General features: G+C 40.4%; 17 protein-coding genes. 4 read left to right on the forward strand and 13 right to left on the reverse strand.

Annotated elements, in window-relative coordinates; all coding sequences use genetic code 11:
- The 8 genes from NBG71_RS14750 to NBG71_RS14785 all read right to left on the reverse strand — a co-directional run.
- Positions 1-128, reverse strand: a 128-nt coding sequence (locus NBG71_RS14750) for a GTP-binding protein (RefSeq protein WP_228407520.1), incomplete at its 3' end; no start/stop codon positions are given.
- A gap of 67 nt (positions 129-195) precedes the next feature.
- Complete coding sequence (fusA, locus tag NBG71_RS14755) at positions 196-2,310, reverse strand: elongation factor G (RefSeq protein ID WP_075674199.1); 2,115 nt, start codon at positions 2,308-2,310, stop codon at positions 196-198.
- 78 nt (positions 2,311-2,388) lie between these two features.
- On the reverse strand, positions 2,389-2,859 hold the full coding sequence (gene rpsG / locus NBG71_RS14760; protein ID WP_004246897.1) for a 30S ribosomal protein S7: 471 nt from the start codon (positions 2,857-2,859) through the stop codon (positions 2,389-2,391).
- A gap of 98 nt (positions 2,860-2,957) precedes the next feature.
- On the reverse strand, positions 2,958-3,332 hold the full coding sequence (gene rpsL / locus NBG71_RS14765) for a 30S ribosomal protein S12 (protein ID WP_004236497.1): 375 nt from the start codon (positions 3,330-3,332) through the stop codon (positions 2,958-2,960).
- A 127-nt stretch (positions 3,333-3,459) separates the two neighbouring features.
- A complete protein-coding gene (gene tusB, locus NBG71_RS14770) occupies positions 3,460-3,753 on the reverse strand; it encodes a sulfurtransferase complex subunit TusB (protein ID WP_075674198.1) in 294 nt (97 codons plus the stop codon).
- Between the two features lie 31 nt (positions 3,754-3,784).
- Entirely contained in the window at positions 3,785-4,153 is a 369-nt protein-coding gene (tusC, locus tag NBG71_RS14775; protein ID WP_083629137.1) for a sulfurtransferase complex subunit TusC, read from the reverse strand.
- A complete protein-coding gene (tusD, locus tag NBG71_RS14780; protein ID WP_075674197.1) occupies positions 4,153-4,548 on the reverse strand; it encodes a sulfurtransferase complex subunit TusD in 396 nt (131 codons plus the stop codon). The genes tusC and tusD overlap by 1 nt, the downstream gene beginning before the upstream one ends.
- Before the next feature lie 9 nt (positions 4,549-4,557).
- Positions 4,558-5,262: a helix-turn-helix transcriptional regulator gene (locus NBG71_RS14785; protein WP_023583301.1), complete on the reverse strand. Its 705-nt coding sequence runs from the start codon at positions 5,260-5,262 to the stop codon at positions 4,558-4,560.
- A gap of 347 nt (positions 5,263-5,609) precedes the next feature.
- Here NBG71_RS14785 and NBG71_RS14790 point away from each other — a divergent pair, with 347 nt between their 5' ends.
- Together NBG71_RS14790 and NBG71_RS14795 are read left to right on the forward strand one after the other, a co-directional pair.
- Positions 5,610-5,768, forward strand: a complete 159-nt coding sequence (locus NBG71_RS14790; protein ID WP_156734278.1) for a hypothetical protein — start codon at positions 5,610-5,612, stop codon at positions 5,766-5,768.
- 146 nt (positions 5,769-5,914) lie between these two features.
- Entirely contained in the window at positions 5,915-6,796 is an 882-nt protein-coding gene (locus tag NBG71_RS14795; RefSeq protein ID WP_075674196.1) for a DMT family transporter, read from the forward strand.
- A 98-nt stretch (positions 6,797-6,894) separates the two neighbouring features.
- Here the strand turns inward: NBG71_RS14795 and fkpA are convergent, their stop codons facing one another.
- Positions 6,895-7,647 carry an FKBP-type peptidyl-prolyl cis-trans isomerase gene (gene fkpA, locus NBG71_RS14800; RefSeq protein ID WP_250916974.1) on the reverse strand — a complete coding sequence of 251 codons (753 nt, stop codon included), beginning with the start codon at positions 7,645-7,647 and terminating at the stop codon, positions 6,895-6,897.
- A gap of 334 nt (positions 7,648-7,981) precedes the next feature.
- On the opposite strand from fkpA, the gene NBG71_RS14805 reads away from it, so the two are divergent.
- Positions 7,982-8,200, forward strand: coding sequence for a SlyX family protein (locus NBG71_RS14805; protein WP_023583298.1), 219 nt, complete (start codon positions 7,982-7,984; stop codon positions 8,198-8,200).
- An 80-nt stretch (positions 8,201-8,280) separates the two neighbouring features.
- On the opposite strand, the gene slyD is transcribed toward NBG71_RS14805, so the two are convergent.
- The 4 genes from slyD to kefG form a co-directional block, all read right to left on the reverse strand.
- Positions 8,281-8,919: a peptidylprolyl isomerase gene (gene slyD, locus NBG71_RS14810; protein WP_069369613.1), complete on the reverse strand. Its 639-nt coding sequence runs from the start codon at positions 8,917-8,919 to the stop codon at positions 8,281-8,283.
- Positions 8,920-9,007: 88 nt separating this feature from the next.
- Positions 9,008-9,211 carry a YheV family putative zinc ribbon protein gene (locus tag NBG71_RS14815; RefSeq protein WP_036914399.1) on the reverse strand — a complete coding sequence of 68 codons (204 nt, stop codon included), beginning with the start codon at positions 9,209-9,211 and terminating at the stop codon, positions 9,008-9,010.
- A gap of 13 nt (positions 9,212-9,224) precedes the next feature.
- Positions 9,225-11,078 (reverse strand): glutathione-regulated potassium-efflux system protein KefB, encoded by a 1,854-nt coding sequence (gene kefB / locus NBG71_RS14820; RefSeq protein WP_250916975.1) that lies wholly within the window; start codon positions 11,076-11,078, stop codon positions 9,225-9,227.
- Entirely contained in the window at positions 11,078-11,629 is a 552-nt protein-coding gene (kefG, locus tag NBG71_RS14825; protein WP_098941719.1) for a glutathione-regulated potassium-efflux system ancillary protein KefG, read from the reverse strand. Before kefG ends, kefB begins: the two co-directional genes overlap by 1 nt.
- Positions 11,630-11,750: 121 nt before the next feature.
- Here kefG and NBG71_RS14830 point away from each other — a divergent pair, with 121 nt between their 5' ends.
- A complete protein-coding gene (locus tag NBG71_RS14830; protein ID WP_099659190.1) occupies positions 11,751-13,685 on the forward strand; it encodes an ABC transporter ATP-binding protein in 1,935 nt (644 codons plus the stop codon).
- The last annotated feature ends 113 nt before the right edge of the window (positions 13,686-13,798 follow it).

Here is a 13,798-nt window from a genome sequence, read left to right on the forward strand (position 1 = left end):
GCACCACCGTAAGTTTTAGCTAAAACTGTAGTGATTGCAGCAGTCAGAGTTGTTTTACCGTGGTCAACGTGGCCGATAGTACCAACGTTAACGTGCGGTTTTGAACGTTCAAATTTTTCTTTAGACACGACTATATTCCTTAATATCGCTCCCTCAAATAGAGGGAGCGTAAACTAAATTGAACTCGAAAGGATCTTATTTCGCTTTACGAGCTTCGATAATAGCCTGAGCGACGTTGCTAGGCGCTTCGTTGTACTTCAAGAACTCCATAGAGTAAGAAGCACGACCCTGAGTTTGTGAACGCAGGTCAGTTGCATAACCGAACATTTCAGCCAGTGGTACTTGAGCACGGATGATCTTACCGGTAGGCAGATCGTCCATACCTTCAACCATACCACGACGACGGTTTAAGTCACCGATAACGTCGCCCATGTAATCTTCTGGCGTTTCAATCTCAACTTTCATGACTGGCTCAAGCAGAATTGGCTTAGCTTTCATGAAGCCGTCTTTAAATGCCATTGATGCGGCAATTTTAAACGCGATTTCTGAGGAGTCAACATCATGGTAAGAACCGTAATGTAAACGAGCCTGAATATCCACAACAGGGTAACCTGCTAATGGACCAGATTTCAGCTGTTCTTGAATACCTTTATCAACAGCTGGGATGAATTCTTTAGGAATTACACCACCAACGATATCATTGATAAATACGTAGTTCTCTTCACCACCTGCTGGTAATGGAGACAGGTCCATAACAACATGACCGTACTGACCACGACCACCAGATTGTTTCGCGTGCTTACCTTCGATATCAGTTACTGTATCACGAATAGTTTCACGGTAAGCAACCTGTGGTTTACCTACGTTCGCTTCAACTTTAAATTCACGACGCATACGGTCAACTAACACGTCTAAGTGCAGCTCACCCATACCAGCAATGATAGTCTGACCAGTTTCTTCGTCGCTTGATACGCGGAAAGATGGATCTTCTTGAGCCAGACGGTTCAGAGCGATACCCATTTTTTCTTGGTCAGCTTTAGTCTTAGGTTCGATAGCAACAGAGATTACTGGCTCTGGGAATTCCATACGTTCTAAGATGATTGGTGCATCAATTGCACATAAAGTATCACCTGTAGTTACGTCTTTCAGACCGATAGCAGCAGCGATGTCGCCCGCACGAACTTCTTTAATTTCTTCACGCTTGTTAGCATGCATCTGAACAATACGGCCAAAACGTTCTTTTTTGTCTTTAACCGGGTTCAGAACTGTGTCACCTGAGTTTACAACACCAGAGTACACACGGAAGAATGTTAAGTTACCAACAAATGGGTCAGTAGCGATTTTGAATGCCAGAGATGAGAATGGCTCGTCGTCGCTTGAATGACGTTCTGCTGGAGTATCTTTACCGTCTGGTAACATACCTTTGATTGCAGGAACATCTGTTGGTGCTGGCAGGTATTCAATTACCGCATCCAGCATTGCCTGAACACCTTTGTTCTTAAATGCAGAACCACAGGTAACCAGGATAATTTCGTTATCTAGAACGCGTTTACGCAGAGCAGCTTTGATTTCTGCTTCTGTCAGTTCTTCACCGCCCAGATATTTGTCCATCAGGTCTTCTGATGCTTCAGCAGCAGATTCAACCAGGTTGTTGTGCCATTCTTCAGCTAAATCTTGCAGATTTGCAGGAATGTCTTCGTATTCGAAGGTAACACCTTGGTCTTCTTCATTCCAACGGATTGATTTCATTTTAATTAAATCAACAACACCGGTGAAATTTTCTTCAGCGCCTACTGGGATTTGCAGTGGAACTGGGTTTGCTGCCAGACGTGTTTTGATTTGTTCAACAACACGCAGGAAGTTTGCACCCATACGGTCCATTTTGTTAACGAACGCGATACGTGGTACATGATATTTGTTAGCCTGGCGCCATACTGTTTCTGACTGAGGCTGAACACCACCAACTGCACAGTAAACCATAACCGCGCCATCAAGAACACGCATAGAACGTTCTACTTCGATTGTGAAGTCAACGTGTCCTGGGGTGTCGATGATGTTTACACGGTGAGGCTCAAACTGTTTAGCCATACCAGACCAGAATGCAGTAGTTGCTGCGGATGTGATAGTAATACCACGTTCCTGCTCCTGCTCCATCCAGTCCATTGTTGCTGAACCTTCGTGAGTTTCACCAATTTTATGGTTTACACCGGTATAAAACAGAATACGTTCACTTGTAGTGGTTTTACCGGCATCGATGTGCGCACTAATACCGATATTACGGTAGCGTGCTATGGGGGTTTGACGAGCCATTTTTTCCTCTCTCGTGGGCGTTCAATTCAGGTAAAGGACAGCAAAGCTGTCCTGAAAAGAGTTGCAATACTCCGTGGATTACCAACGGTAGTGTGCGAACGCCTTGTTTGCATCTGCCATACGGTGAACGTCTTCACGTTTCTTAACAGCAGCGCCTTTGTTTTCAGCCGCATCAGATAATTCATTTGCCAGGCGAAGAGCCATGGATTTATCACCGCGTTTACGAGCAGCTTCAACAATCCAACGCATTGCTAATGCATTACGACGAACTGGGCGTACTTCAACTGGAACTTGGTAAGTTGAACCACCAACACGGCGGGATTTAACTTCCACAGTAGGACGTACGTTATCTAATGCGATTTCGAACGCTTCCAGTTCAGTTTTGCCTGAACGCTGAGCCAGGGTCTCAAGCGCATTATATACGATAGATTCTGCAGTAGATTTTTTACCGTCTACCATCAGAATGTTTACAAATTTGGCCAGCAGTTCTGATCCGAACTTAGGATCTGGCAGAATTTTACGTTGACCAATTACACGACGACGTGGCATGGAAATACTCCGTTTAAATTCAGGGTTGTCCAAAACTCAATGAGTTTATTTTGACATTAATGGTGAAAAAATGTTTGGCCTTACTTAACGGAGAACCATTAAGCCTTTGGCTTCTTCACACCGTACTTAGAACGAGCTTGTTTACGGTCTTTAACACCGGAACAGTCCAGCGCGCCGCGAACAGTGTGGTAACGCACACCTGGTAAGTCTTTAACACGACCACCACGGATTAAGATTACGGAGTGTTCCTGCAAGTTGTGGCCTTCACCACCGATGTAGGAAGAAACTTCGAAACCGTTAGTCAAACGCACACGGCATACTTTACGCAGTGCTGAGTTTGGTTTTTTTGGAGTGGTAGTATATACACGAGTACATACGCCACGTTTTTGCGGGCAAGCTTCCAGAGCTGGAACGTTGCTTTTAACAACTTTCGAGCTACGAGATTTGCGCACCAGCTGGTTAATAGTTGCCATTTAAAAAAAGCTCCTGGTTTTTGCTTCGTAAACACGGATTTGAACTCTGTCTTGTCAACAAGACAAAACATGAGGACGCAGAATTTTATTGCTGACGGGCTCATGTGTCAAGAATTATACAGCAATTCTACGCTCCCCAATGAATTTGTTGGGGGTGTTTTACCGTTAAATCGACAAAATCACCATAATTGATAAGTTTAATGTGATGAGATACTTGATCTTTTAAGCCTCTTGCCAAAACATCATCAATTAATGCGTAAACTGAAATTTGCTGTTGGAGACAATATTTTAATAAGGGATTGTCTTCAAGAACTGCCAGTACACCATCTTGTATTAACAAAACATCATCTTCTTTTGCCAATAAAGATAAAAAAGCCTCTAAATCACTTTGATAAATAGAGACAGAATAAGTATACAACATAACCGTTCAACCTTCCTGACTAACTTCTGTATTAAAAGCGCAATACCACATCATATTCACTCAATTTTTGAGCAATATCTTCTTGGGATATCACCTGTGCATCCAACACAAAAGAAGTTTGAGAGGATAATCCACGATGAGCCATGTCTTTCTGTGATATATAGACGTTTGTCACATCATACAAGGGTAGCACTTTAAATGTTGCCGCATGATGACGTGATAGCACTCCTTCAGGCTGTTGATTTTCAACAAGTTGAAACACACCATCAGAGATAAAAAAAACACCAATATCTTCTGTTAATGCAGAGGTTGCGAGTAAAGCATCTAAACCTTCTCGCCCTGCACTATTACCATGAGGTGCTTGAGTAAAAAGGAATGCGATTGAATTCATTTTCTTCATTAAAATTGCACCACACGGGAACAGGTTAACATCGCTTGAGCCAGTGAACCTAATCCGCTTAACTCAAATTCAGTTGCCATATTATGGCAATCCCTTTCCTGCTCTTTTGCCTGCTGCTCATCGATAATTCCTCTACGCAATGCGGCAGCAACACAAACATTCAAGGGAATTTGATGTTTTTTAGCCAATGTAACCCACGCTTTAGGGAGATCAAATTCATCATTTGCAGGCGATACCAATTTATTAGCATTCACAACACCTTCCCGATAGAAGAATACTTGTGAAATCTTATGCCCTTTTTCAAGAAGGGCATTTGCGAATAAATAGGCACTTGAAGCTTGTTCAGTTCCGTAATGAGGTCCTGTAACCACTAAACAATATGTCAAGGAACTCATAATGTTGCCTTATTCTCCATTTTTAAACTGGCGAATATAGAGATACACAGTATGTTTTGAGATATTTAAGCGATCTGCAACCTGATTAATGGCATCTTTAATATCAAAAATACCTTTCTCATAAAGGCTTAACACCACTTGTTTATTCTTAGCATTATTCGCAACTTCGCGATCATTATTTACTTCTTCAATCGTAAACTCTAATGTTTGAGCCACTAAATCATCGACAGATGAAGCAAAGTTAACATCGGATGCAACTTCATGCGTTTCTTCAGGAATAAAGGTTTTGATTATTTCAGAGAATGGAACATCAAGGTTCATATTAATACACAATAAACCAATGACACGACGTTCACGGTTACGAATAGCAATCGTGATTGACTTCATCAATGCACCACTTTTCGCTCTAGTAAAATAAGCCTTTGAAAAACTTGAATCTTCATCTGTGATGTCATGTAACATTTGTAATGCCAAATCGGTAATTGGAGAACCAATCTTACGACCAGTATGTTCTCCATTCGCGATTTTAACCGCTGAACATTTCAAATCTTCCAGAGAGTGCAATACGATTTCGCAATGATTGCCAATGAGCATTGCCAAACCATCCACGGCTGCTTCATAGGACTTTAGTATTTCGTGATCAGTTTGAGTAAAAGGTCGGCTATCTAGTTTTTCAAACTCGCTGCTGTCACCATTAAATAACGGGCTAGACATTTGATTATATAATCCTTAAAGGCTTTAATTATGATAATGACTTGAGGTTCTATTTTTTATAACGATTCGTCATTGCGGATCAATTCAATATTAAAAAAATTTAAATATAAAAACAGAATTAAGAACGATTCTGACGTTAGATCGCCAGAAGATCTACGTCAAGTAACTTAGAATAAGAGCTTTGTGATAGGTCACAGCTTTTTTCATTTTTCTTTATCTTTTGTACTCATTCCCACCTTTTATTTTTGAAAATTTTCCTTTTTCAGAGTGGGCAGGATAAAGATTGACACTACTGAATAGATTACCTATATTCCAAATTATTGTTATTTTAACGAGTGATTAATCCTATGAATACACTGATGATATGCCAATCTCAGCAAACTTCATCAATAATAGGATCAATTTCTGTTGCTTCTATGCCTATTGAGATTCTCTCTTCACCACCTCCGCCTGTGAAAGTGGTTGTAGTCAATACAACGGTTGTTGTTGCAACTCACGTTGCTTGATTTATTTACTTAGCTTAAGAACGGACTTAATCACCACTTATATAGTGATATGTTGCTTACGTTTATTCATTGATATTTTATCAATTAGCTAATAATCATTAAAAATAATCAAGCTCTCTTATTGCTTATTTTACAGGTATATCATCATGTACTTACGTCAATATTGGGCAAAATTCGGCCCAACAACGTTATTCGTTTTATTGTGGAGTAGTGGCGCTATCTTTTCTCGTTGGGGATTAGATAATGGTAGCTCATTTGCAATTTTAACTTGGCGTTTTATTATCGCTTTAGCGTTTCTCTCTTTTTTATGTATTCAGCGCCATCGCTTTTTGCCACCGAAAGGAAGTCGTTTAAAAACAGCATGGGTCGGTTTACTTATTATTGGTGGTTATTCTATCTGTTATCTTTTAGCGCTTGCTAATAGCATTACACCAGGAATGTTAGCCACAATTATGGGCGTTCAGCCAATTATTACATTATGGATAATAGAACGTAATTTTACAGCGACACGACTATTAGGGCTTTTAATCGCCTTGGCTGGATTAGTGTTAGTCGTTGCCCAAAGTTTATTTAATACGGCCCTCTCATTGACGGGAATGATTTATGCGTTAGTCGCACTACTCTGCATGAGCTTTGGTGCAATCTCACAGAAAAAACTGCAATTAGCACCGATGGATGCCTTACCGTTACAATATGTTGTTAGCCTTGCGTTATGTTTATTATTTGTACCCTTCCAGCCTTTTCATGCTTCATTCGACATTGGCTTTATCATTCCTGTACTTTGGCTTGCTGTGATCATTTCTGTTGTTGCTCAATTGCTACTATACCGCTTACTCACAGCGGGTAATTTAGTTAACGTCACTAGCTTATTTTATTTAGTACCTGGCGTAACAGCATTAATGGATTACATCTTCTTAGGTAACAAAATGTCTTGGCTAAGTTTGGCTGGAATGGGAGCAATCATTGTAGGCTTGCTGTTTGTTTTCAAAAAGCCCAAAGCCATTATTATTGAAGAAACAATAGACTAACACTATGAGTTAATAAACAAACAATAAGCTATACATTAGAAATAAAAATGCTGACATGAATGTCAGCATTTTTTTAGTGATATTTAGAGATAAGTGAATTACTTATCGCTTTCAACACTCAGTAATTCAACTTCAAATACTAATGTTGAGTTAGCAGGAATACCACTTGTTGCACGTTGTCCGTAGCCTAATTCTGGTGGAATAACTAACTTGATTTTACCGCCTTCTTTGATGTACTTCATACCTTCAGTCCAGCCAGGAATAACGCTTTTCAGGCTGATTGTCAGAGGTTCGTTACGATCATAAGAGCTATCAAATTGTTTACCATCAATCAGCATGCCTTTGTAGTTTACAGTAACACGATCAGCATCTGTTGGTGTTTTGCCTTTACCTGGGTTTTCAACTAAATACAGTAAGCCTGATTTAGTTTTTACTACACCTTTCTCAGCGGCAAACTCTGTACGGAATTTATCACCCGCAGCTTTGTTTTCTATCGCTTCTTTTTCCATTTTTGCTGTTGCAGCAGTACGGACTTGGTCTTCAAAAGCCGCTAATGTTAATTCAATTTCAGCGTCTGATAATTTTGATTTACTATTAAATGCATCCTGAACGCCTGCTAACAGTTGTTTGGAATCTAAAGTAATACCAATATTTTTTTGTTCTTGTAATGCAGCTTCCATATAGCGACCCATCGACGCGCCTAACGCATAGGCATTTTGCTCATTTTGAGTTTTAAATGCGCTATTTAATGTTGGCACTTTAGCTGTAGCTTCTTCAGCGAATGCATGAGGTGCACTGAATGCGAAAGCTAAACTGGTTGCCAGCAACGTCGTTTTTAATAAAGATTTCATCCCATTCTCCAGTATATGTTAGTGAGTCGCTACGTTTTGCAAACGATCATCATAGATCTTTGCTTAAACGTTTTGCATCACATCTTGCTGTCGTTGCGGTATAGATCTCATCCGCGGGTAGCAATTTTATATGAATTTAAAAAATTTGCCGACACTCTTAACAGTTAATGTTAGGATTTTTGTCAGCACAGAGTGCTATCACATTAGCAAAATAGTCTTTTATCTCAAACCAGATTTATGTCTTCCTGTGTATATATCAGTAAATAAGATTAAATTTCGCGAGTTTGTTAATCATATTCGTCGTAATAGGACATTTTAAAGGAGGAAAAACACAATGGATATTAAGGAAGTAGAGCGACTGCTCATTCAATTAGAAAGCAAAGTTGCTTTCCAAGATGCGACTATTGAAGAATTAAATCAGGTGGTCACACAGCAACAAATCGAAATTAGCCGCTTTAAAGAAGCCTTAAAAATTGTTTCAGAGCGCCTAAAAAACTCTCAAACTTCAATACTTGCTAGACCTGAGGACGAAACACCTCCACCTCACTACTAAGTTCTCGTTTGTTATTGATATCAAAACCGAAAACAAAAAAGGAGCGTTTAGACGCTCCTTTTGATCTTTTCAACGAAAGATTAGTGCTGGCAACCACAACCGCCATTACCGTGGCCGTGACCACCGTGGCCATGACCGCCGCCACCGCAGCATCCACCTTCTTCACCGTGTGAATGACCGTGACCGTGGCCACCGCCACAGCATCCGCCTTCTTCACCGTGACCGTGGCCACCGCAACATTCGTGCTCTTCTTCTTCACCGTGTACGTGACCGTGAGCTAATTCTTCTTCAGTCGCTTCACGAATTGCAACGATTTCAACATGAAACTTCAGGTTTTGACCTGCTAACATGTGGTTACCATCAACGATAACTTCGTCACCTTCAATACCTGTAATTTCTACTGGTACTGGACCTTGATCGGTATCAGCAAGAAAACGCATACCAACTTCTAACTCATCAACACCAACAAAAACATCTTTCGGTACACGTTGAACTAAGTTTTCGTCGTATTGACCATATGCATCGTCAGAAGCCACTTCTACGTCGAATTTTTCACCGACTTCGCGACCTGTTAACGCATTTTCTAAACCACTGATTAAAGAACCACGGCCATGCAGATAGTCTAACGGTGCGCTCACCGTGGACTCATCAACTAAAACACCGTCTTCTGATCTTACTTGATAAGCCAGACTAACTACCAAGTCGTTTGCTACTTTCATGACATCTCCTACATACCCGTGGGCAAAATTTTCCCGATTGTAACGAAAAATAAATCTTCTGTATCGGGTTATATCAAAAAACCTACAATTATTGTGGTGTAAAGATCCCAATGACCTGCTCATTTTCACGAACAAGGGAATTAACTTCACCCTCTGTTTGCCGTTGTTGATGGCCACATTTCGCACATTCCACAATATCCACTTTATCTTCACGCCACATTTTGAGTGTATCTTGAGCTTGACAGTGTGGACACACAGCTCCTGCGATAAAGCGTTTACGGGTTGCAGACATGGGGTCAGTTCTCCTATTTATCAATAGATTTTTTTTCTTTATGTATTTGAGGAATATCTTCTGTTAAAGATTCATCCCAAATATCAGGCTGATGGTGCTCTTGACGAATTTCTTCACTAAATAACTCCTCAAGTTCCCGTCTCGCTTCTTTTACTCGTGAAACGTTAGAAACTTCTTCAGGTGATTCATCCACCAGCTTTCTCAATAAGTTGATATCCAGACGACGAAAATGCTGTTGTGCCCGATAAGCTTGATGAGGATGCATTCCTAATTCAATTAACGTCTTACGACCTAGCTCTAAGGCACTAGAAAATGTTTCACGACTAAAATCTGTTACGCCTGCTTTGAGCAATTCATGAGCTTCAACACGTCCTCTTGCCCTTGCAATAATATGCAAGTTAGGGAAATGATGCTGACAGAGATGAACAATTTCCATCGTAGCTTCAGGTTCATTACAGGTGATAACAATGGTTTTAGCATGTTCAGCACCGGCAGCACGCAATAAATTGAGATCAGTGGCATCACCATAATACACTTTATAGCCATATTTACGCATGGTGCTTATGCTTCCAACATCATGCTCTAATACCGTGACGTTAATCTTATTCGCTATTAACAAACGCCCTACAACCTGACCCATTCGGCCAAATCCGACAAGAATGACCTCTGGGTGGTTATTTTCAACAAAGGGCTGTTCGTCCGTTTTAGCTTCATTATAGCGACGAGCAAACACAGCGTCTGTCATTTGCATCACAAGAGGCGTTGTCATCATAGAAAGCGTGACAACAACCAACAATAACGCCATTTGCTGACTATCTAATACGCCCATTGCCATCGATGTCGAGAAAACAACAAACGCAAATTCCCCGCCTTGGCTTAACACAGCTGAGAATTGTAATCGTGTGGAAAAACGTAATCTGGCTAACCACGCAATACTATAAAGTATCAATGCTTTTACAATCACCAGAACTAAGACGCCCAATAATACTTGTGGGAGATAACGCCATAAAATACCGATATCTAAAGACATACCGACAGAGATAAAAAAGAGTCCTAAAAGTAAGCCTTTAAAAGGCTCGATGGAGATCTCTAATTCATGTCGATACTCTGAATCTGCCAATAACACGCCCGCAATAAAGGTTCCCATTGCCATTGAAAAGCCAAGAGTTTCCATAAAAATAGCGGCACCTAATACAACAAGCAGCGCAGCGGCAGTAAAAACTTCCCTTACTCCCGATTTCACCACTAAGCGCAAGAGTGGACGTAATAAATAACGACCACAAATCAGCAATCCAGCAAAAGCAGCCACTTTCACACCAATGCGATACCAATCACTACTTGCCGTTTCTCCAGCCAACAAAGGAATAACGGCAAGGATAGGAATAACGGCCATATCTTGGAAAAGTAAAACAGCAAAACCTAATTGCCCGCCTTCATTATGGTTCATTCCTTTTTCGTTCATAAGTTGCAACGCCATTGCCGTGGAAGACATCGCAATACCTAAGCCTCCAATAACAGCCGCCTGCCATGAAAAAGAAGTAAAAACGAGAATGAGCCCTGAAAAAATAGATGCAGTTAATACCACCTGCATTGAACCAACACCAAAAATGGCTCGCCTTAATTCCCATAACTTGGCTGGATTTAATTCCAAACCAATAAGGAACATTAAAAAAACCACACCTAATTCAGCAAAATGTAAGATGTTATCAACATCTTTAAACAGCCCTAATCCCCAAGGACCAATAGCAATACCCGCAATCAAATAACCGAGTACTGCACCAATTTTAAGGCGTTGTGCAATCGGCACCATAATCACGGCAGCACACAAGAAAAAGAGCACAGCTTTAATCATCCAATTATCTTCCATTAGGCTTGCTCCCCTTCAAGTGGCGCACTTAACCAATGACGATAAGCCTCACCGATATGAGTCAGTGTTGTTTTAGACTGTTGTCTTGCTGAATACACAATCATTGGTGATAACCAGCGCATACCACACATTTCTGCCATTAATTCAAAAGGACGTAATAACTCTGTCAGTGTGTAGTGATTCTTCCCATCATGTTGATAAGCCTGCTCAGGCTCTCCCGTTGTAATAACACAACGAAATGACTTACCCTTTAATTGTGCTCTACCTGCTTTGTTAGCAAATGGACGAGTTAACACTCTGTCTTGCCACTCTTTTAATAATGCAGGGCAACTATATGTTTGCAATGGAAATTGAAAAACGATCACTTGGTGCTTACACAGCAAGGATTGTTCATGGTGTATATCAATAAAAAAATCAGGATAAGTAGCATATAAATCATGGATAGTTATATTTTCTAAATCCCTCACCGCTTTTAATAACGCCTTATTGGCGATTGATTGACGCGGCTCGGGATGAACATACACCAGCAATACATTTGATGCGTTTGACATCATTCCTCCTTACAAAACGTGTCAGAAACTGTTTTTTCCGTTACCATGCACGCATTGTGACCAACTGTTACGAACAACTTACTCTATATATTAATTTACATACTCTTAATAGACGATATTTATGATTGTTTTTTCTTCTTTGCAAATTCGCCGTGGTGTCAGAGTGTTACTGGACAATGCCAGTGCAACTATTAATCCAGGGCAAAAGATTGGTCTAGTCGGTAAAAATGGCTGTGGCAAAACCACATTACTTTCTTTATTGAAGGGTGAACTTCAATCTGAAGCAGGCAATGTCACCTATCCTAGTACATGGTCAATGGCATGGGTTAACCAAGAAACACCTGCACTTGATGTACCTGCTATTGATTATGTTATTGATGGTGATAGAGAGTATCGCCAGTTAGAACAACGATTACAAAAAGCGAACGAAATAAATGATGGTCATGCTATCGCACTGATCCACGGGCAATTAGATGCAATTAATGCATGGACAATACAATCCCGCGCAGCAACCTTACTGAATGGTTTAGGTTTTAGCCAACAGCAGCTTAATGAACCTGTAAAATCATTTTCAGGTGGCTGGAGAATGCGTTTAAACTTAGCGCAAGCGCTGATTTGCCGTTCGGATTTACTGCTACTTGATGAACCAACCAACCACTTAGATTTAGATGCCGTTATTTGGCTAGAAAAATGGCTAAAGAGCTACACAGGCACGCTTATTTTAATTTCCCATGACCGCGATTTTCTTGATCCTATCGTGGATAAAATCTTGCATATCGAGCAAGAAAAAATCTTTGAATACTCAGGCAACTACTCTTCGTTTGAAATGCAACGTGCGACCAAACTCGCACAACAACAAGCTTTGTTTGAAAATCAACAAGCCAAAATTGCACACTTACAGAGTTTTATAGATAGATTTAAAGCGAAAGCGACAAAAGCCAAACAAGCTCAAAGCCGTGTCAAAATGCTTGAGCGAATGGAAAAGGTTGCTCCTGCACATTCAGATAACCCATTCCATTTTAGTTTCCGTCAACCTGAAAGCTTGCCTAATCCTCTTTTATCAATGGAGAAAGTCAGCGCGGGTTATGGTGAAAAAATTATTCTTAATGATATCAAACTTAATTTAGTTCCTGGCTCACGTATTGGATTATTAGGACGCAATGGTGCAGGTAAATCGACACTGATTAAATTACTTGCAGGTGAGATTGAACCGTTACAGGGGAAATTAGCACTGTCTAAAGGTATTAAGCTTGGTTATTTTGCCCAGCATCAATTAGAGTTTTTACGCTCAGATGAATCGGCACTACAACATTTAACTCGTTTAGCACCTAAAGAGACTGAACAAAAATTACGTGATTACTTGGGTGGTTTCGGCTTTCATGGCGACAAAGTCACAGATGCTTGTGGTCAATTCTCTGGGGGTGAAAAGGCGCGTTTGGTCTTATCACTTTTAGTTTGGCAACGTCCTAACTTGCTATTAATGGATGAACCAACAAACCACCTTGATCTAGATATGCGCCAAGCACTGACTCAAGCTTTAATTAGCTTTGAAGGCGCAATTGTTGTCGTATCGCATGATAGGCATTTATTACGCTCCACCACTGACGATCTCTACCTGGTGCACGATGGTCAGGTTGAGCCATTTGATGGTGATCTTGATGATTATCAACAGTGGTTAGTTGATCAAAATCGTCAAGAGACACAGGCAAATAAGAGCCAACAAGATAACGACAATATCACGACAACCACCAATTTAAGCGCTCAAGATAAAAAAGAGCAAAAACGTAAAGAAGCGGAGTTTAGACAACAAACCCAGCCTCTACGCAAGAAACTCACAACATTAGAAAGCAAGATGGATAAATTAAGCCAAGAGCTTAGTGATATCGAAACAGCTCTTTCTGATAGTGGTATTTATGATACTAGCCGTAAAAATGAGCTTTCTGATTGCTTAAACCGACAAGGTGTTGCGAAATCTGCACTAGAAGAAGTGGAAATGGAATGGATGGAGTTACAAGAAACACTGGAAGAAATGACAAACACATTTGAAGCCCAGTAATACAACGCAATCCATTTAAAAAGGAACTATTTTAAAGTAAATAGTTCCTTTATTTTTGCTCTTCAATTCATTCTGAAAATTTATACAATTCATTTCACTTACGGTATTTATAT

This window comes from Proteus sp. FZP2095 (genome assembly GCF_023701425.1).
In the GTDB taxonomy this organism is placed as follows: domain Bacteria; phylum Pseudomonadota; class Gammaproteobacteria; order Enterobacterales; family Enterobacteriaceae; genus Proteus; species Proteus cibarius.